General features: G+C 69.8%; 17 protein-coding genes and 1 pseudogene. 9 read left to right on the top strand and 9 right to left on the bottom strand.

Annotated elements, in window-relative coordinates:
• Positions 1-352: 352 nt before the first annotated feature.
• Positions 353-1,051, bottom strand: coding sequence for a TetR/AcrR family transcriptional regulator (locus NBX02_RS05625; RefSeq protein WP_445548279.1), 699 nt, complete (start codon positions 1,049-1,051; stop codon positions 353-355).
• 184 nt (positions 1,052-1,235) lie between these two features.
• Here NBX02_RS05625 and NBX02_RS05615 point away from each other — a divergent pair, with 184 nt between their 5' ends.
• The 4 genes from NBX02_RS05615 to NBX02_RS05600 all read left to right on the top strand — a co-directional run bounded on the left by NBX02_RS05615 (position 1,236) and on the right by NBX02_RS05600 (position 7,174).
• Entirely contained in the window at positions 1,236-3,509 is a 2,274-nt protein-coding gene (locus NBX02_RS05615; protein ID WP_250284526.1) for an MMPL family transporter, read from the top strand.
• Between the two features lie 255 nt (positions 3,510-3,764).
• Complete coding sequence (locus NBX02_RS05610; protein WP_250284528.1) at positions 3,765-5,696, top strand: DUF4012 domain-containing protein; 1,932 nt, start codon at positions 3,765-3,767, stop codon at positions 5,694-5,696.
• Positions 5,697-5,796: 100 nt separating this feature from the next.
• Positions 5,797-6,186: a hypothetical protein gene (locus NBX02_RS05605; RefSeq protein ID WP_250284530.1), complete on the top strand. Its 390-nt coding sequence runs from the start codon at positions 5,797-5,799 to the stop codon at positions 6,184-6,186.
• A 271-nt stretch (positions 6,187-6,457) separates the two neighbouring features.
• The gene (locus NBX02_RS05600; protein ID WP_250290290.1) at positions 6,458-7,174 is read left to right on the top strand and encodes a hypothetical protein; all 717 of its coding nucleotides are present in this window, start codon (positions 6,458-6,460) and stop codon (positions 7,172-7,174) included.
• 22 nt (positions 7,175-7,196) lie between these two features.
• Here the strand turns inward: NBX02_RS05600 and NBX02_RS05595 are convergent, their stop codons facing one another.
• Positions 7,197-7,940 (bottom strand): hypothetical protein, encoded by a 744-nt coding sequence (locus NBX02_RS05595; protein ID WP_250290288.1) that lies wholly within the window; start codon positions 7,938-7,940, stop codon positions 7,197-7,199.
• Between the two features lie 830 nt (positions 7,941-8,770).
• On the opposite strand from NBX02_RS05595, the gene NBX02_RS05590 reads away from it, so the two are divergent.
• Complete coding sequence (locus NBX02_RS05590; protein WP_250284534.1) at positions 8,771-9,205, top strand: CBS domain-containing protein; 435 nt, start codon at positions 8,771-8,773, stop codon at positions 9,203-9,205.
• A 205-nt stretch (positions 9,206-9,410) separates the two neighbouring features.
• On the opposite strand, the gene dapF is transcribed toward NBX02_RS05590, so the two are convergent.
• Positions 9,411-10,427, bottom strand: a complete 1,017-nt coding sequence (dapF, locus tag NBX02_RS05585; RefSeq protein WP_250290286.1) for a diaminopimelate epimerase — start codon at positions 10,425-10,427, stop codon at positions 9,411-9,413.
• Positions 10,428-10,680: 253 nt separating this feature from the next.
• Here dapF and NBX02_RS05580 point away from each other — a divergent pair, with 253 nt between their 5' ends.
• Positions 10,681-12,072, top strand: a complete 1,392-nt coding sequence (locus tag NBX02_RS05580; protein WP_250284536.1) for an FAD-linked oxidase C-terminal domain-containing protein — start codon at positions 10,681-10,683, stop codon at positions 12,070-12,072.
• Between the two features lie 279 nt (positions 12,073-12,351).
• On the opposite strand, the gene NBX02_RS05575 is transcribed toward NBX02_RS05580, so the two are convergent.
• Positions 12,352-12,984 (bottom strand): NAD(P)H-dependent oxidoreductase, encoded by a 633-nt coding sequence (locus NBX02_RS05575; protein WP_250284537.1) that lies wholly within the window; start codon positions 12,982-12,984, stop codon positions 12,352-12,354.
• A gap of 130 nt (positions 12,985-13,114) precedes the next feature.
• Between NBX02_RS05575 and NBX02_RS05570 the strand changes: the two genes are divergently transcribed.
• Together NBX02_RS05570 and NBX02_RS05565 are read left to right on the top strand one after the other, a co-directional pair.
• Positions 13,115-13,669: a MarR family winged helix-turn-helix transcriptional regulator gene (locus NBX02_RS05570; RefSeq protein WP_250284539.1), complete on the top strand. Its 555-nt coding sequence runs from the start codon at positions 13,115-13,117 to the stop codon at positions 13,667-13,669.
• A gap of 265 nt (positions 13,670-13,934) precedes the next feature.
• The gene (locus NBX02_RS05565) at positions 13,935-14,582 is read left to right on the top strand and encodes an isochorismatase family cysteine hydrolase (protein WP_250284541.1); all 648 of its coding nucleotides are present in this window, start codon (positions 13,935-13,937) and stop codon (positions 14,580-14,582) included.
• 49 nt (positions 14,583-14,631) lie between these two features.
• Here NBX02_RS05565 and NBX02_RS05560 read toward each other — a convergent pair whose 3' ends face one another.
• The 5 genes and pseudogenes from NBX02_RS05560 to NBX02_RS05540 form a co-directional block, all read right to left on the bottom strand.
• Complete coding sequence (locus NBX02_RS05560; protein WP_250290285.1) at positions 14,632-15,192, bottom strand: hypothetical protein; 561 nt, start codon at positions 15,190-15,192, stop codon at positions 14,632-14,634.
• Positions 15,193-15,552: 360 nt separating this feature from the next.
• Positions 15,553-15,948, bottom strand: a complete 396-nt coding sequence (locus tag NBX02_RS05555; RefSeq protein WP_250284544.1) for a type II toxin-antitoxin system VapC family toxin — start codon at positions 15,946-15,948, stop codon at positions 15,553-15,555.
• A complete protein-coding gene (locus NBX02_RS05550) occupies positions 15,945-16,223 on the bottom strand; it encodes a FitA-like ribbon-helix-helix domain-containing protein (protein ID WP_250284545.1) in 279 nt (92 codons plus the stop codon). The genes NBX02_RS05555 and NBX02_RS05550 overlap by 4 nt, the downstream gene beginning before the upstream one ends.
• A gap of 102 nt (positions 16,224-16,325) precedes the next feature.
• The gene (locus NBX02_RS05545) at positions 16,326-16,970 is read right to left on the bottom strand and encodes an LLM class flavin-dependent oxidoreductase (RefSeq protein WP_250290292.1); all 645 of its coding nucleotides are present in this window, start codon (positions 16,968-16,970) and stop codon (positions 16,326-16,328) included.
• 263 nt (positions 16,971-17,233) lie between these two features.
• A pseudogene (locus NBX02_RS05540) lies at positions 17,234-17,518 on the bottom strand (LLM class flavin-dependent oxidoreductase); the annotation flags it as partial.
• 832 nt (positions 17,519-18,350) lie between these two features.
• On the opposite strand from NBX02_RS05540, the gene NBX02_RS05535 reads away from it, so the two are divergent.
• Positions 18,351-19,532 (top strand): terpene synthase family protein (locus NBX02_RS05535; RefSeq protein ID WP_250290283.1); only part of this gene is annotated, 1,182 nt, incomplete at its 3' end.

The following is a 19,532-nucleotide window of genomic DNA, read 5'->3' as shown; positions in this document are numbered from 1 at the left end:
CCGCGGGGCCGACGGCCGGGCCCCCCGCCGACGGCGGCGACCGGACCGGAGCGGCCTGCGACCACGGCGCCCACAGCCAGGCGGCGCCCCCGACAGCGATCGCCAGGGTCACCACCGAAAGCACGTAACGTGATCGGAGCATCATCAGCAGGATACCCGGCCACAGTACGTCCACTACTAAAAGATATTTCTAGATTACTAAAAGTAGTATATTGATCTGTCTTCGCACCGCCGGTAGCCCGGCTCGAGGTGCCCCGGCAAGAGTCCCCGGGCAGCCCAGGCAGCAACAGGGCAGCAGCGGATAGGAGACAGGCGAGGACGAGCCCGGGCGGACGCCGCCGGCGTCGATGGCCTACCCGGCGGGCTCGAGAGCGTCCCCGGCAGGCTCGAGAGCGTCCCCGGCGGGCCCGAGAGCGCCGAGAGCGCCGAGAGCGGCTTCGACGACCTCGCGCCGGACGTCCTCCGGAACGAGCGGCCGGCCGGCGCCGGCCTCCCCGGGGCAGGTCTCCCCGAGGCAGGCGCCGGTGGCCCCGGCGCCGGCGGCAGCCAGCGTCCGCCGCTCCAGCGCGGCGCCGAAGATGCCTGCCTGCACACAGGCGACCGCGCAGCGGGCCCGCAGGATACGTGACGGAGTGGGCTCCGGCCCGGCCAGGGCGGTCACGATGGCGTCCCGGTACGAGGCGATGTCACCCTTGCCGATCCGCCGGTAGATCACTGACGGATCGTCGACGAAGGCGGACAGCAGCGCGCCCGGACCGGCCATCGCCTCGACCAGTCCCTCGATGATCGACCGAGCCGGTACCGGTGGATCAACGCGCGAGAGATCGCTCACATGGCCGAACGCCTCCACGAACGGCCGCACCGCCGCGTCCAGAATCATGTCCTTGGACGCGAAGTGGTAGTAGAGAGCGGCCTTCGTCATACCAAGGCGCTGTGCAATGTCACGGATTGATGTCCCTGCGTAACCTCGTTCGTTGAACAGCTGTACGGCGACGGCAAGGATCCGGTCACGTGTGTCCGCAGCGTGAGAACGCGGCGCGCGACCGGGCATCGTCGCCATGCACCCCTCTCCGCGGGAGGTCCGGAGCGGAAACCTGTAGCCATCCTGACAATATCCCCTCCTACTGACCGATCGGTAGACTACCCCGACCGACCGATCGCCCAGAACGCCCGGGGACACCGGCGTTCTGCGCTGACCCTGACCCGTCCATCGGCCCAGACCCGGGGGGAAACCCGTGGCATCGCTCGCGCGTTGGTGCTTCCGTCACCGCTGGATCGTCCTGCTGCTGTGGTTCGCAGCCCTGCTCGGCTTCGGGACGGCCGCATATGCTGCCGGCACGGACTACAAGAACAACTTCTCCCTTCCCGGAACCGAGTCCCAACAGGCGATCGACCTGCTCGAACGGGAGTTCCCCGCCGCCGCCGGCGAGACCGCGAGCATCGTGCTGCACGCCCGCACGGGCACCCTCTACAACCCGCTGCTCGAAGCCGACGTCGTCCCGATGCTCGAGCGGGTCGCGCGCCTGCCACACGTGGTCGCCGTGATCAGCCCGTACGACCCGCCGGGCGTCGGCCAGTTCACCCGGGACGGCCGGACCGCCTACGCCACGGTCGCGCTGGACGACCAGGCCGTCGACATCCCCCGCTCCGACCTCAAAGCGATCATCGACACCGCCCGCGCTGCCGACAGCGGGGCGCTGCAGGTCGAGATGAGCGGGACCGCGGTCGCCATCGTCGAACAGCCGCAGCAGAACACCAGCGAACTGCTCGGGGTGGTGGCCGCCGCGATCATCCTGTTCATCGCCTTCGGGACCCTGCTGGCGATGACGCTGCCCCTGGTCGCCGCGGTCATCGCGCTCGGTGTCGGGATGGCCGGCATCGGCCTGGTCTCCCACGTGATGTCCGTCGCCCAGTTCGGGCCGACACTGGCGACCCTCATCGGCCTGGGCGTGGGCATCGACTACGCGCTGTTCATCGTCAACCGGCACCGTATCGGCCTGCGGGCGGGCAAGACCCCGGAGGAGGCGGCCGTCACCGCCATCAACACCTCCGGGCGGGCCGTCCTGTTCGCGGGGATGACCGTCTGCATCGCGCTGCTGGGCATGTACGCGCTCGGGGTCACCTTCCTCTACGGTGTCGCGGTCTCCGCGGCCCTTGCCGTCTCGCTGACCATGGCCACCGCGGTCACGCTGCTCCCGGCGCTGCTGAGCTTCTACGGGATGAAGGTGCTCGGGCGGGCCGAGCGGGTGAAGCTCGCCCACATGGGCCCCGAGCCCGAGCACGCGTCCGGCTTCTGGTGGCGCTCGGCCCGCCGGATCGAACGGCGCCCGGCGGTCTACGCCGTGCTGTCAGCCGCCCTGATCATGATCACCGCGCTGCCGTTCTTCTCGCTGCGGCTGGGCACGGCCGACGAAGGCAACGGATCGCAGTCCAAGACGTCCCGGCGCGCCTACGATCTGCTGGTCGGCGGGTTCGGGCCCGGGTTCAACGGGCCGTTCAGCCTCGTCACGGAGATCCACTCCCCCGCCGGCCTCACGGCCCTGGAGACGGTGGTCACCGAACTGCGCACCGAGCCAGGGGTCGCCTTCGTCTCACCGGTACAGCCGAGCCCGAACGGGCAGGCCGCGATCGTGGCGCTGTTCCCGGCCACCAGCCCGCAGGACGCCAGGACCGCCGCGCTGCTCAGGCGGCTGCGCGAGACGACCATCCCGCGGGTGACCGCGGGCACCGCCCTGGACATCAAGATCGGCGGTGTGACCGCGACCTACCAGGACTTCTCCGACGTCCTGACCAGCAAGCTCCCGCTGTTCATGGGAGTGGTCGTGGCGCTGGCCTTCCTGCTGCTGATGGCGGTGTTCCGCAGTGTCGTCGTACCGCTGACCGCGTCGGTGATGAACCTGCTGGCGGTCGGCTCGGCGTTCGGGGTGATCGTCGCGATCTTCCAGTGGGGATGGCTCGCGAGCCTCATCGGGGTCAAGGGCGGCCCGGTCGAGCCCTTCCTGCCCGTGATGCTCTTCGCCATCCTCTTCGGGCTGTCCATGGACTACGAGGTGTTCCTGGTCAGCCGGATCCACGAGGAGTGGCTCGTGCGCCGGGACAACCGGATCGCGGTCTCCCTCGGGCAGGCCGAGACCGGCCGCGTGATCACCGCCGCTGGCGCGATCATGACTCTTGTCTTCGCGTCCTTCATCCTCGGGGCCGACCGGGTGATCAAACTGTTCGGCCTCGGGCTCGCAGTGGCCGTCCTCATCGACGCGTTCATCGTCCGGGCGCTGCTGGTGCCCGCGCTCATGCACCTGTTCGGGAAGGCGAACTGGTGGCTGCCGTCCTGGCTGGACCGGATACTGCCGAAGGTCTCGGTGGAGTCGGCCGAGGAGATCGAGGAGATCCGCAACACTCCCGTGCCCGCCGAGGTCATCACCCCCGCGGACGAGGAGGACAGCCCCCGCGACCAGGCGAGCGCGTCCACTCACACCCCACCGGCCCACCGGGCCGACCACCACGCATAGCCCGTCAGGACGTCGCGGCAATCCGTGACAATATGGACAATCCATGACAACATAGCTGAAAGCAACCAGAGGCAGCAACCGGCGCAGAGCCGGTCTGTACACGCACCATCCGCAGTTATTACGCTGCGGAGTCATGAAGAAGCAGAAGGTTGCTAAAAGGCGAGAGTTCCCGCTCGTGACGGTGGCCGCGGCCGCCGCCGGGCCCGAGCCGCCCTCTGGGCCGCGGCTGTCGCCCGGGCCGGAGCCGCGTCGACGGTGACCACGCCTCCGGCCCAGGCCGCGGACGCGGAGCAGCCTCCGCCGCTGGAGCGGGCCCGGCGGCGGCTGGGCAGGGCGCGGCTGCCGCTGCTCGGCATCGCCGTGTTCGTGCTGCTCCTGGCGCTGGCGGTGTCATGGACGGCGGTACGCGGCCTGCTCGCGCGATCGCATCTGCGGACCGCCCAGAACGAGATCGCCGCGTTGGACCAGGCGCTGCAGGCCGGCGACAAGCCGTCCGGTGACGCGCTGCGCGCCCGGGTGAACATGATCGCCACGGAAACCGCGGCCGCCCGGGAGCTGACCGGCGACCCGCTGTGGGCGCTGGCCGGCCACGTCCCGGCGGTCGGCTGCCCCAGCCGCTCCGTCCGCTCCCTGGTGACCGCGCTGGACCAGCTGCTCCAGGACTCGCGCGCCCTGTTGGACCCCACCGGATCCGTCCTCGACCTGGACGCCCTGCGCACCGGCACCACCATCGACACCGGCCGGATCGCGGCCGCCCGGCCGGCCGCCGCGTCCACGCATGCCGCGATCAGCCAGTTCCGCCGGCGGCTCGCGGCGACGCCGGGCTGCGGGGCGACCGGAGCCCGCCTCGGGCTCGCCGACGCCCGCCAGAAGGGTCTGCGCCACGCCGAACGGCTCGAGCGCGCCGCCGCCACGCTGGAGCTGGCGACCCGGCTGGTGCCGCCGATGATGGGCGCCGACGGGCCGCGCCACTACCTGCTGGTCGTCCAGAACCCGGCCGAGTCCCGGGCCACCGGGGGCATCATCGGGGCCTTCGGCCTGCTGACCGCCGTCAACGGCAGGCTTGAGCTCACCGGCATCTCCGGCAACGGCCACCTGCCCGGCGGGCCGACCCAGCGGGTGCCGGCCATGGCGCTCCCGCCCGAGCTCGAGAACATGTACGCGGACGCGTGGCCGACCCAGGTCTGGGCCAACGCCAACCTCACCCCGCACTACCCGACCGTCGGCAGCTTCTACACGGCGCTCTACCAGGCGGGCACGGGTGTGCGCGTCGACGGGACGGTCAGTGTCGATCCGACGACGCTGTCCTATCTGCTGGCCGCGACGAGGCCGGCGGTCCTGCCGGGCGGGCGGAGCGTCCCGGCCGGCTCGCTCGTCGAGCTCGTGGAGTCACGGGCGTACGCCGAGATCGGCGACGCCCGGCAGCGGGACGACTTCTTCGCCGCCGTGGGGCGGGCCGTCTACGACGCGGCCGCGTCCGACGCGGGAAACACCTCGGCGCTGCTGTCCGCGCTGGGGCGGGCCGCCACCGAAGGGCGTCTGCTGGTATCCAGCAACCATCCGGCGGAACAGGGAATCCTTGCGACGACCGCGTTGGGCGGCGCGCTCCCCGATGGTGACGGCCCTTATCTCGCGGTGGTGACGCAGAATGCCGCGGCCGGCAAACTCGACTACTGGCTGCGGCGCGGCACCGACTACCGCAGTGTCCGTCGTCCCGACGGCTCCGCGGACGTAACGATCACGATACGGGTCACGAACGCGGCACCGGCCGGGCTGAGCGCCTACGTCCGCAACCGGAGCGACCAGCCTGTTCCCGGTCAGCCTGGCGCGGGTCCGCCCGGCGCCGGTCCGCCCGGGCCCCTCGGGCAGGGCGCACCCCCGGCGGGCAACCCGGACGCGCAGAACCTGCTGTCGCTGGCGGTGTACACCGGCGTGGGCAGCGGGCTACAGGCGGCCACCCTGGACGGGCTTCCCGTCCACCTGCGCCGTGGCGTCGAGCGGGGCCATCCGGTGCTTTCGACGCCGCTGTCGGTCGACCGCGGGCAGACCCGCACGCTGGTGCTGCGGATCTGGGAACCGGTGGCCAGGCCGGTCCTGCTCCTGCGGCCGCAGCCACTCGCCGTCCCTGAAACCGTCACCACATCAGGTATACGTTCTGTCGCCCCATGGTCACAGAATCCCAGATGACACGCCGAGTAGCATAGACACGGAAAGTAGCGATCTATAAGCTGACAGTGTTCATGTTCAGGCTGCTTATACCAGCAGACCCGACAGTGGGAGTACATCCATGAGATTCCGTCGATTGGGAGCGGCTCTGCTCGCCGCCGGCTGTCTGCTGGCGCTCGGCGTGACATCGGCGTCCCCGGCCGTCGCCCAGCCCTATCCGCCCCCCTTCCGGTGCACCGGCTTCCTGGACAGAGGCACGGTGACACCGAGCCCGGTCGTAACCAACGCGTCCTTCACTTTCGGTGGATGTGGTTACGCTCCCGGCTCGACCGTCCAGCTCTACAGCAACTTCCAGTACTACGGGAGCACGACCGCGGACGGCGATGGCCTCATCCTGGCCACGCTGACGGCCCCGCCCACGCGCGGTGTGCTCAGGCTCACCGCCGTCGGCCAGGCCCCCAGCGGGCGGCTGCGGGTCACCGTTGCGATCATCCCGGTCCGCGCCGGCTGACAACCGCCGCCCAGGCCGTGTCCGACGGAGATCTGACGGCGAGTGGCTGCCCGAACGCAGCCCACGCGGTCGAAGATCCATCGGATGCGGCCCAGGGCGGTGAGCCGGTCACGCCGAGCCCCCTGCCGTCCCTCACGTCGTCCCTCACTCGTCCCGCTACGTAGCCCCCTCTACGTAGCCCCCGCTGCGTAGCCCCCGCTACGTAGTCCTCACGTCACCTGCCCCTGGCAGCACCTGCCCCTGACGAGACCGCGGCAGGAGGAGTACCTCCATGAACTTCCGGGTAGTCGCCCTCACCCTGCTGCTCGGCGGCGGCCTGACCCTCAGCGCGACGCTGGGGTCACCGGCCACCGCCCAGCAGCTACAGGACCAGCTTCCCGACTGCGCCGGTCCGGTCAGCTTCGCCTCGGTCGGCCCTGAACGGGTCCTGGCGGGCGGGTCGGTGCTCTTCAGCAGCTGCGGCTTCGCGCCGGGCAGCACGATCACCATCGACGACAACGGTGCGCGCACCCGGACCGTGACCGCGGACCACACGGGCAGCTTCGCGATCCGGCTGACCCTGCCCACCCAGGGGGACCACTATCTGACCGCCACCGGAACGCCGAAGGACGCGGCCGACACGGCGTCGTACACCGGGCGGGCCGGCGGCGCCGTCGGGGCGCAACCGGCCGATGCCGAGGAGCGCAAGGCCGTCGGCATGGTCTGGGTGGACGCCGCCGGCACCGCGGACGGCACCGACGACGCGGGCACGGCCGGGGAAGCCGGCGGGGACGCGGACGGTGCCCTGCCGGTTTCCGGTACCCAGGCCGGTGTGTTCGCGGTGGCCGCCGCGGCTCTGATCGGCGGCGGCGTGTTCTTCCGCGCCCTGCGCCGCCGGGCCCGGGACACGGACACGCCGTCACCTGCGGCCCAGGCCGTCGCAGGCGGGCCACCCCCGACGGATCCGCAGCCGCCCGGGCCATACCCGGACGACCGCGGATCCGTCTGACATGCCCTGGTTCTGTCGCCTCCTAGCCCTCTCGCCTGGAGCCGTCCGGGCTCAGGAGCTCAAGGTCGTCCACGGTCACCAGACCAGCGGCGATCACCCATTCGCCGAGCCGGACGATGTAGTCGGGCAGCCGGCGCGACGCCGGCCCCGGCTCGTCCCGTAGCAGCCCGGGTATCCCCTGCCCGGCAAGGTTGCCGCGCACGGTGGCAAGCCGGGAGCGGACATAGTTGTCGTCGCGGCTGACCCGGCGGGCGATCTCCCGGTACGTGGCGAACGGCGCGTGGTTGTCACCGGTACGCAGCCGCGGTTCGCAGAGCGCCACCAGCAGCAGGCGTTCGGTCTGGGTGAGACGGACGGAGATCTGCATCGTGTCCTGATCGCGGTGCACCTGCCGCCGGCGATGATGGACGACGCCGATCTGGTGACGCTCGCCGTCCGTGCCGACGGCGACGATGTGGAACTCGGCCAGCCCGGCGGACAGGGCCGTGCCCGGTGACACGATGTGATGGGTGTCGCCACTGGCGGTCAGTAGGAGCAGGGGATGCCGACCCGTGTTGCTGATGACGATCGCGCCTTCGCTCTCGGCCAGCGTCCCGGCCCGGCGGGAGACAAGCAGATCCTGCGGATCGGCCCCGAACGGGATGTCACAGCCGGCCCGGCCGAAGGTCAGCCGCCGGCCCGCTGCGAGATTCCATCTCCGTCCGCCCGCGATGATCCTCGCGACGACCGCCGGTGTCGCCGCGTCCGGTATCCCTCGTGGGACCATGCGTCTTCGCCGCCCCTTTCATGCCGACCCGATGAGCCTAGCCACGAAAAGACCTGCTGGCTGTCATGTCCGAATCACCTTCCAGGCCGTCTTCCGCGCCGCCTTCCGCCAGCGGCCGGTCCGGACGGTCTGCCGAGATGCCCCGTCCCATCCCGTCCCATCCCGTCCGACGATGATCCCGCGGGCGCTCCCGGGGCCCCGGAACGCCCGGACCTCGGGGGAGCACCCCTGCTCCGGTGCGGGGGCGCCCTGTTCGGGCTCCCGCGAGCCCGGCAGGATCTGTTCTGCGCCCACCGGCAGGCACCTGGAGATGCCGGGGCGTACCTCGGCTGGGGGGCCGAGGTGGGGGGGCAGTATCCGGGGGGAGAAGAGATAGCCCGAAACCGGCGGGCTGGCGACGGAGGGGGTCGCCAGCCCGCCGGTCCTCGGCGTTCCACTGCCTCCCGTATTGCCCTGGGTGATCCAGGATCGATGTTTTTGTGGCCTATATCATAGCGCTACCAGTTCCTCTGATCCCGATCCGGCCCCGGTCCGGTCCTGGTCTGTCATCGGCCTTCCTCGTCTGCCTGTCACCAATCCGACAACAGTCCTGCCGTGACGACAACCAATCACAGATCGTCCCCGCGACCAGGCATGTCACACGCGTGAACATATCCGCGCACAGCATGCGACCGGAGATGGCGGGGTACCACCAGTCCAGCCGGGCTCCCCGGCCTCCCGGATGCCCGAGGCCTCCCGGCAGCACAGGCCACCTCACGTGGTGGCACCACCAGGTGGTCACGCAGACGTGAAGCGCGCGGCGAGAACGCGGGCGCGCGGAAGGGAGCCGCATGACCACGGCACAGGAAATCATGCACCGGGACGCCGAGTGCATCGGCGAGAGCGAGACCCTCGTCGACGCCGCCCGCAGGATGCGGGACCTCGGTGTCGGCGCCCTGCCGATCTGTGGCGACGACAACAGGCTGCAGGGCATCATCACCGACCGCGACATCGTGATCAGATGTCTCGCCGAAGGAAGGGACCCGGCGGCGACCCGGGCCAGGGAGCTCAGCCAGGGCAGGCCGTTCTACATCGACGCGGGCGCGGACGTCGACGAGGTCCTGCAACAGATGATGGAGCACCGGATCAAGAGGCTGCCCGTCATCGAGAACAACCAGCTGGTAGGAATGATCAGCGAAGCGGACCTCGCGCGGAAGCTGCCCGAGGAGAAGCTGGGCCAGTTGGTGGAGGCCATCAAGTCGGGCCCCAGCGACCGCCCCGCCTGATCAGCCGCGCATAGGAACCATCCGCGCCATCCGGGTAGGTGGAGGGCGCCACCATGGCGACGCCTTCCATCTACCGCCTCGGCCAGCAGTAGCCAGCCGCAGGCAGAAAAAGAGCCGGCCGCAGGCAGAAAAAGCCGTCATCACAGCGCTTTCCACCTACGGACGCGGAACGCGTAGGTGGAAAACGCTGCCAGGGTGGCTTTTTTCACCTACTGGTTCGGCTGGGCTGGTTCGGCTGGGCTGGTTCGGCGGCGCGGATCGCCCGCAGGTTGTCCTCCTGGAACAGGTCGTAGGCGGAGATCTCGTCGGTCAGCACGTCGAGGTCCAGATCTCCCGGTTCGGCGTACGCGAGCTGTTCCACGTCGACGACGGCGCGGTAGACAAATGTCGCGTTCCCCTCCAGCCGGGGGGTCAGGGTGCCATCCGCGGCGGGCACAAGAAAGGATCGCGCGCAGCCACCCGGACTGCGGACCAGCAGCGCCTCGCCCGCCAGGGCGTGGCCGAGCCGCGAGTACACCGCGCGGGACGCGACCACGCCGGAGCCGCAGGACAGCGTCAGCCCGGCACCGCGCTCGAAGGTACGGACGAAGATCTCCCCCGGCGCGGTGAGCGGCCGGACGAACGACACATTGGCGCCCGCCGGGAGAACCGCCGGCAGGCGCGCCGCCGCGCTTCCCACCGCGACCAGCTCGTTCTCGTCGTAGTCGTCGACGACCGCGACCAGGTGCGAATTGGGGACGGCGACCCCGGTGAGACGCAGCGCCGGATGCAGCGCCGGGATGACCGTGTCGACGTGCTCGGCGCCCGTGGTCACGACCGGGACGTCGGCCGCGCGGAACGTCACCGGGGGAAGCTCGACGGCCACACTCCACACCCCGGCGGCCACCTGCGGGATCCTCTCCACCCGGAACCGCCCGCCACCTGTCGAGACGTCCAGCGCGTCGGCCCCCCGGCGTTCGAGGACAAGCCGGCCGACGCACCGCAGGCCGTTGCCGCACAGTTTGGCCGACGACCCGTCCGGATTGAAGAAGAACGCCTCCGGCACCGCCGGTGAATCATCGACGAAGTACAGGCCGTCACCGCCCAGTGGGCCCCGCCGGTCACAGACGAGCCGGACGAAATCCGCCACCTCGGCCGGTGTCGAGAAAATCCGCTCGGGCCGGCCGTCCACAACGAATATGTCGTTGCTGGAACCGTGCGCCTTCAACAGCTCGAATTTCATGCGAATCCTCCCGGCCGGCGTCCACGGACACTATATGGCCCCGAGCCGGACCGGACGTGACCACCGGTCACGCGGCCATCGTCGCCGGGTGGCCGGAGCATTCCACCCGGGCCGCCGGCCGGAGCCGGCGCGCCGGGTATCCGAGGACGGCCGGGCCACCGCGGGACGCCCGGGAAGGCGGGGCGCTGCCTGCCCGCCCGGGCACCGCTTCCCGTTCTCGTTCCGCTGGCTCTACTGTCGCTGGGTGACGTCGATGCGGACAACCGGGGAAGCACTGGCCGCGGCCCTCGCCGCGCGGCTGCCGGACGGCGCCGTGGTGACCGACCCGGATCTGCTCGTCTCCTACCGTCACGACCAGGCCAGCGGGGCGGAGGCCGGGCAGCCGGCCGTCGCCGTCTTCCCCCGGAGCACCGAGCAGGTCCAGGCGGTGATGCGCGTCGCGCACGGCCGGGGCGTGCCGGTGGTCCCCCGCGGCGCGGGCTCGGGGCTGTCCGGCGGGGCCAACGCGGTCGACGGGTGCGTGCTGCTGTGCCTGGACCGGATGGACGCCATCCGGTCCATCCGTCCCGCCGACGGGTACGCGGTCGTCGAGCCCGGGGTGATCAACCAGCGGTTACGCGAGGCCGCCGCCGCCCACGGCCTGTGGTACGCGCCGGATCCGGCGTCGCGGGAGCAGTGCACCATCGGTGGCAACATCGCGACGAACGCCGGCGGCCTGTGCTGCGTGAAATACGGCAGCACCCGGGACTGCGTGCTCGGCCTCGAGGTGGTGCTGGCCGACGGGCGGGTCACCCGGGTCGGGCGCCGCGCTCTCAAGGGGGTGGCCGGCTACGACCTGGTCAGCCTGTTCGTCGGCAGCGAGGGCACCCTTGGTGTGATCACCGAGGCCCGGCTGCGGCTGCGTCCGCTGCCCGCCGCGCCGACCACGGCGGTCGCGGTGTTCCCGGACCTGGTCAGCGCCGGCCGGGCGGTTGAAAAGATCATGAATGTCGCCACGCCGTCCCTGCTGGAGCTGATGGACGCAACGACGCTCGCCGCGGTCGAACGGTTCCAGCCCATGGGCCTGGACTCCTCCGCCGCCGCGCTGCTGCTCGCCCAGAGTGACCTGCCGGGGCAGGCGGGCGAGGCCGAGGCCGACACCGTCGTCAGCGTCTGCGCGGCCGCTGGCGCTACCGAGAGTTACCGTTCGGAGGACGCGGCACAGGCCGACATGCTGCTGGCCGCCCGCCGGCTCGCCTTCCCCGCCCTGGAACGCCTCGGCGCGTGGCTGCTCGACGACATCGCCGTCCCGCGCTCACGCATCGTCGAGACGGTCAGTGGTGTCGAACGCATCGCCGCGGCCAGGGACGTCGTGATCGGCACCTTCGGCCATGCCGGGGACGGCAACCTGCATCCGATGATCGTGTATCCGCGCGGGGATCCGGACGCCGGGCGGCGCGCGCTCGCCGCGTTCGACGACCTGCTCGGCCTCGCGCTGCGGGTCGGTGGGACGGTCAGCGGCGAACACGGTGTCGGTGTGCTCAAGTGCCGTGTCCTGGCCGACGAACTGGACCCGGTGGCGCGGTCGCTGCACACCTCGATCAAACAGGCGCTCGACCCGGCCGGCATCCTCAACCCGGGCAAGGCGCTGCCGCTGCGCCCGTGAGGTCCGCGATTTCACGGCTTCACGTAGCTTCGCCACGCCGGCGGCGGATCGCCGGCGGCGGATCGCCGGCGCGCCCGAGCACGAACACCTCAGACGCGCCGGCCGGCTCGTCCCCGCCCACCCGTACGGAGAACGATCCAGCGGAGTCTGCCGTTCGATACGCCTTTCGGCCCTGTTGGCGTACACAACGACAAAGCTGCGGCGATCTTCCTTGGCGGCCGGCGCCTGTTGACGTCAGCTACCGATTTTGTTGCTACTTGTAGTTATCGGATTGGTGCTTCAGGCTGCCGCGCGGGCGGCTACCGCCTTCTCCGCTGTCGCGCGTGACTGCTCGGCGAGTGGGATGAGATCGGCCAGGGCCGGGTTGACCGTGGCCAGCGTCAGTTCGACGTTGATGAAGTCGATGTCGGTCGCGCCGAGCGCGGTGAGCACGTGACGCAGGTAGGGCTCCTGGTAGTCGTTGCCCTCCTGGGGGGTGCCCGGGCCGTATGCCCCGCCGCGGGCGGTGATGACCGTGACCGGCTTGCCATTGAGCACGCCGGGCCCGCCCGACAGGCTGACGGTCCGGTCGACGACGACGACGGCGTCGATCCACGCCTTGAGCGTCGACGTGATCGACCAGTTGTACATCGGGACGGACAGCAGCAGAGCGTCCGCCGCCTCAAGCTCGGCGATGAGCTCCTCACGCCCGCCCCAGGCCGCGGCCTGCTCCGGTGACCGCTCGTCCGCCGAGGTCACCGAAGCGCTGATGCCGTCCCAGCCGAGGTGCGAGGGCGGGTTGGCTGCGAGGTCACGATAGGTCACAGTGCCGCCGGGGTGGCTCTCGGTCCAGGCGGTGGCGAACCGGCCGGCGAAGGCCCGGGACTCCGATGCCGGGCTGACGCTTGAGTCGATGTGCAGGAGTGTGGGCATGTGATCCCCTCGATCGGGCCGACAGTCGAGCCAACAGATGCGTGACAAAACGGTGTGCAGTCACGATCGTCTGCGACTACACGTATCACTGACAGAGAATATCTCAGATCGCAAGCAGTAGGATGAGGGGGTGGAGCACTCGGACGCGGAGGGGACGTCGAAGGCGACGTCGGGATCGGGGACCGACACCGCCGCCGCCGCTGCCGAGTTGCCGGAAGAAGTCCACGAAGACCTCGGCTGGCTGCTGACCCAGGTCCTGAACGGCTTCCTGCAGGCCGCGCAGGAGACCGTCGGGGACTTCCCCGGCGGTCTCCGCGGCCTGCACATACTGTCCGCCACCGCGACCGACTGCGCCCGCAACCAGCTGGAGGTCGCCCGCCGCCTCGGCATCGACCGGTCGGTCATGGTGCGGCTCATCGACGATCTCGAACACGGCGGCCTCGTCAAACGATGTCCCGACCCGGCCGACCGGCGTGCCCGGCTCATCCGGCCGACCGATGCCGGGCTGCGCCGACACGAGGAGATGACGGCCCGCCTGAACCTGGCCCAACGGCACGTCCTCGCTCCGCTGAACGCCGACGAGCAGGTGATCCTCACCGACGCGTTGCGGCGTGTGGCCATCGGCCTGCTCGCCTCCGGCCAGTCGCCCGAACCATGCCCGGGGGACGCGGCGGATTGCAGGTAGGGCAGGCAAGCCAGGTAAGACAGGCAAGGGCGGCCGGAGACAGAACGCTCCAGCTCACGACACGATGATCATCGGCCATCCAAAAGCAAACGATCTACCCGGGGCCGCCTTTCTCACCCCGAGAGTTCCACCTCCTGGAGCCGGCCCGGATCGGCAACGCCGGGAACCGCGTGTCGCCAGGAATCCCGCTACAGCTGGCAAATACCGCGAGAGCCGGCTAGCGTGAGATGCGACACGATGCCCGCCGACTGCCGCAGGAGGCCCGATGAGTCTGAATCCAGCCGAAACCGCTCTCGTCCTCATCGAGTTCCAGAACGACTTCACCACGGCCGGCGGCGCGTTGCACGGCGCGGTGGCGGAGGTCATGGAGCGGACGGGAATGCTCGGCAACACCGTTGCGGCAGCCGAACAGGCCCGCCAGGCGGGTGCCACGGTCATCCACGTCCCGATCTCATTCGTGGAGGGTTACGGCGAGATCAGCGCGAAGCCGTATGGCATCCTCGCCGGGGTCGTCGAGAGCAACGCGTTCGTGAAGGGTTCGTGGGGCGCGCAGATCGTCGCGGCTCTCACGCCCGCCGCCGGTGACATCCTTGTCGAGGGGAAACGCGGGCTGGACGCTTTCATGAGCACCAACCTCGACTTCATCCTCCGCGGCAAGGGCATCAGAAACGTCGCCCTCGGCGGTTTTCTCACCAACTGTTGCGTCGAGTCCACAATGCGGACCGCGTATGAAAAAGGCTTCAACGTCCTCACGCTCACCGACTGCGTTGCAGCAACCTCCGTGGAGGAACACGACAACGCCATCACCAAGGACTACCCGATGTTCTCGCATCCGGTGGTTTCCAAGGAGTTCGTCGCCGTGCTCGGCGGTGGCGGTGGCCTGGTCGACTCCAGCCGCGGTTACACCGCCTGAGCCGTATACCAGCACAAAGATCTAGCCGATCCGCCCCGCACACATGAGATCATGAGGTGACGGTGATCCGGGCGAGCTTGCGGCCGACTTTGAGGTAGTAGTCGCCGCTCCGGTCGCCGAGTTTGTCCTTGACCAGGGCCGCGAGGGGCTCACGGGCCTCGTCGGCGGTGAGCGTGATCTGCCCCTGGCCGCCCTCGGCCTCGACGACGAGGCGCAGCCCGTTCTGCTGGGCGACGCGGCGGACGTCAACGTTGCTCCTGGCGAAACCCAGCGCCTTCACCGCGTCGGTCACCGACTGCCCCAGGCCGGCGACCTCGGGCAGGTTCTCGACGTCACCGAAGGCGTAGCTGCCCTTGGACTTGCTCATCTTGGCCCCGGTGCCGTCGGTGCCCTCGATCAGCTGCGGCAGTCTGACCTCCCGCAGCCAGTCGCCGTTGTGGCGGAACCGGGTGCGGGCGAAGTCGAAGAACGGGGTGACCTGCTCACGGCAGGTGGCAAGATTGCGGGCAATGTCCTCGTCGGTCAGCGCGGGCCGCTCGTCGGAGCGGCCACTGGGATCACCGATCTTGGCGGTTATGTCACCGACGATGAACACCACCTGGTGCCCCACCGCTGGAAGCGGCTGAGGATGAGCATCGGCTCGCGCACGGTCGCGTCCGCAGCGAGGTTCGCGTTCGTGAGCAGGGCCGTGGCACGATCGACAGACGTGCTCAGTCGAGTCATCGAAGCTCTCCGGGACGCGGGATGTGCCTGCCATCCTAACGGCGCCACGCTTAGCTCATTCTTCCTGGACGAAACCGAACTTGGCATATGATTTTTATCAATTAGACGTATGTTCTTCATGAACTGAAGCAGCGGCACGCCAGCGCCCCATTCGGCCCCGCCCCACCCACGCCCCATTCGGCCCCGCCCCACCCACGCCCGCCGCCATCCGCCGGCGGACGCTGCCCCGTCCAGCACAAGAAGATCGTTACGCGATCAGGCGCACGGCGCAGAACAGCGTCGCAGCCTTTGCCAGCCGGGCATCCGAGGTCACCAACGTGAGGTCCCGAGCCTCCGCGAGGGCGACGTACGCGGCGTCGTACGCGCTGACACCAGACCGCAGTTGCCACATGCGCGCCAGCAGAAGATCCACAGGTACGGAGTCGATGCCGAGCTGCGAGAGGCGCGCGACGGCGCGGTGCGCCAGATCATCGCTGATCTTTTTTCCGAGTGCGAGCCCTCGTATCACGGAGAACACCTCGACCTGCCAGTGTTCGGGCGCGGCCCACTCGGTGTCACGCTCCAGGGCCACCCGTGCCCGGCGACCACGGTCGTCAGCGTAGACGAGCGCGTTCGCCAGGACGGAGGCATCGACGACGATCACTCCATGTCGCCGGCAGCGAACGGCTGACTGTCGCGCTCGGCACGGGCGGCCGCGAGAACGTGCGCGGCGTCCGGAGCCGTGATGCCGGCGCCGCCCCCTGCCTCGAGCTCACGCCCGACGGCGGCCAGAATCCCCTGGTTCCAGGCGAATCGGGCCTGGCGGGTGAGCAGCGCGAGCAGGAAAGCCTGGAGGGACTGGCCCTGCTGCTGGGCATACCGGCCCAGCGCGTCTCGGACGTCTTCCGGCACGTCGCGGATCGTCACAGCAATAGGCATGCCTACATAATGCCTGCATAATGCAGGCGGGATCAAACGGTGCCGACCGGCGTACGGTCCAGATCTCGCCGTGCCGCGATGGCCTCACCCGGGTGGCTTCCGTCAGGTGGGCTGTGACCAGGCCTGGGCGAGCAGTTCGTAGGACCGGACCCGGTCGGTGTGATCGTGGGTGACCGTGGTGATGAGCAGTTCGTCGGCCCCAGTTACGTCACACAACGTGCGCAGGCTGCGGACGACGGTCGCGGGCGAGCCGACGAACTGGGTGTCGATCCTGTCCGCGACGGTCGCGCGTTCCTGTTCCGTCCACGGGTAGGCCGCTGCCTCGGCTGGCGTGAGGTACGGGGTGATGCCCTCGCCTCGACGGATACTGGCCGCCCACGCGCCGTAGCCGCTGGCCAGCCGGCGGGCGGCTACGGCGTCCTCGGCGACGACGACATCCGCGGAAACCATGACGTACGGCTCCCGCAGCGTCCGCGACGGCCGGAAGGCGGCGCGGTACGCCGCGACCGTGTCGAGCACGGCGGACGGCATCGAATGATAGTTGGCGGCCAGCGGCAGTCCCAGCGCACCGGCGGTCCGCGCGCTTTCCCCGGCCCTCACCGCGCAGATCCACAGCTGCACCTGCGGGCGCCCTCCGCGGCGGGCGCCCGCAGGTGCACACCGCTGGGGGTAAGGTAATCGCCGCGGACGAACGCCTGGATGTCGCGGACCTGCCGCGTGTAGTCGTCGTCCGCGCCCTCCCGGTATCCGGCCAGCTCCAGCTGCTGGCGGAGGCGGCGGGGGTCGAACAGGAACGTCGGTGGCGCCGGGATGAGCAGGCCGTCGACCACCCGGGGCCGGGACGCGGGCCGCCCGGCCGTCGCCGATGGCCCGGCAGCCGGGCTCGTGGCGGTTCCGGCGGTTCCGGCGGTCCCGGCGGTCCCGGCGGCCGCGCCGGCGAACCTGCCCACACTCGAACGGCCCAGCCCGAGATCAACGCGCCCGGGATGGATGTGCGCGATCGTCCCGAACTGCTCGGCGATGACGACCGGTGTCTGGTAGGCCGTCTGCACCGCCCCCGACCCGACCCGGATCCGCTGGGTGGCGGCCGCGACCAGGGCGATCAGGACAGCGGGCGCGGCGGATACGACGCTCGGGGCCAGGTGGTGCTCGGCGAACCAGTACCGGGCATAGCCGAAACGCTCGACGTGCCGCGCAAGATCGAACACGTTGCGCAACGCGTTCCCGGCCGTCGAGCCCGAGGTGAGCGGCACGAGGTCGAGCACCGACAACGGGACGGGTTTTTCCGAAGGCATGTTGGCCAACGCCTTTCCAATCCACGGACATTACTTTCCGTTATTACGATCATGCAATATGCACATACTCATCCGCGGAGCTTCTCCGGTTAAATTTACGTATCCACGGATCTTTTGATGTGTCACTTCCGCACATGCGGATTTCATGGTACTCTCTGCCCTGCGCGGTTCGTTCGATCAACGAAAGCGGGACGGCTCCAACGGCGGGGCGGCCAGCAACTTTGATCCAGCCCCATTCCGGGAACCTCGCCCCGCCAGTGTCCCCGACCTTTTCGACCGGAGTCGTTTATCGGCCATGACTTCTTGATCTCCCGCGCCACCCGGAAAGGTGGCGGGAACCACCGCGCCCAACAGCAGGCACATCCACCCGCATCATCGGACAGGCCCTTCTTCCGATCATTATCCGCGCTGTCCCAGGGCCCTGCCCCGATGCCGGGAACAGCACGCCGCACCGGGAGTACCAGCTATTTCGTGGAGGCACGACGCCATCACCACGAAACAGGCCGGTCACGGCCGGGGCACAGACCCAGCACCTGACACCGGCGGCCGTGTGCGCGGCGACCGATGCTCACCTGGCATCCGCGGGCCCGGCGGTACCCGGAATACGAGCCTCCCGGCCATACCCGCCGGCGCCACGATTGCAAGCCGGGCCCACACCCACGGCTTTCCTGTGTTCACACAGGGAATTCACGCCGCATACCGGTGCCCGTTCCCCGGCGCGGGCACCGGTATGCCCGCCCATGGGCCATCCACAAAACGAGAAAGCTGCCCGCCGTCCGCTGGAACCGTGGGACGGCCTGTTCAGCACGCCGGTATCAGATGAGGAGTGATCATGGAAACAGGCCTGGTGGCGACCCCGTCCGACGCGCTCACACCGTCCGCGCGGGAGTTCTTTCTCCCCGAGCTGCCGCGTTCCCTCCCGTTCGCCTATCATCCGAAAGCCGCGCAGATCGAGTTCGCCTCCAACGGCTGGGTGCGGGCATACCTCGGCGAGTGTTTCGCGACCGAGGAGGACCTGCTGTTCTTCCTGCGCCAACGGAACGGGATCTACGGCCCGCTCACCGTGCCGGACGCCGACGAACAGCGGGCCGTCGACATCGCCGACTGGTACCAGTACGTGACGGTGATCGACAGCTTCGTCTCGGACCGGTCGGCCCTCGGCGCCGACGACACCGCGGCCAGAGAGATCTTCACCGGCATCCTTGCCGACTTCCGCGCCGACGGCGACGGCGACGACGGCCGCGGTGACGGCCGTGGCGGCGGCCCGGCCGACAACTCCGCCTACGGCCGGGCGGCAAGGGACCTGTGGCGACGGATCAGCCCCGGCCTCAGCCCGGCCCAGATCTCCCGGTTCACCGCCGCGCTGGAGGCGTTCCTGCGCGGGTGCGCCACGGAGATCCACGCCAAGCTGACCGACAGCGTCCCGGACTACGAAAGCTGCCTGGCGGTACGGCTGGACAGTTTCGGCTGCGACTTCATCGAGCTGATGACGGAATACGGCACGGCCGTGGACATGAGCGGCCTGCTGCCGCAGCTCGTCGAGGTCCACCTCCACTGCCGCCGGCAGATGATCATAATCAACGACCTGCTGTCCTGGCGGAAGGAACACGCGCAGGACGACAAGATGACCGTGGTGCGGGTCCTGATCGAACGGGACGGGCTCAGCCTCCAGGACGCCGTCAACCAGCTGTGCGAACTGGTCGCGCACCATGAGAAGGCGTATGTCGAGGCCCGCGACAAGCTGCTGTCCGGACCACTCGGCGAACGCGCGGACGTGCGTGCCTATCTCACCGCGGTGGACCATCTGATGGGCGGCAGCCAGGAATTCGAATACCTGACTCCACGCTATTTCGGCGACGGGTCGGTGTGGGACGGCTCGACCTCGGGATGGCTGGACCTCGACGCGCCCGTCACACGTTTCCGGCCGCGTCCCCGGCCCGCCGGGACGGCCGGCGAACCGGCGGCTCCGACCGCCACCACGGCGACGGCGGCGGCTCCGACCGCGGCCGCGGCG

This window comes from Protofrankia sp. CiP1_Cm_nod1, from assembly GCF_920888515.1.
In the GTDB taxonomy this organism is placed as follows: Bacteria; Actinomycetota; Actinomycetes; order Frankiales; family Frankiaceae; genus Protofrankia.
The sequence above is the reverse complement of the archived record's forward strand: the minus strand, read 5'-3'. Positions and strand labels throughout refer to the sequence as shown.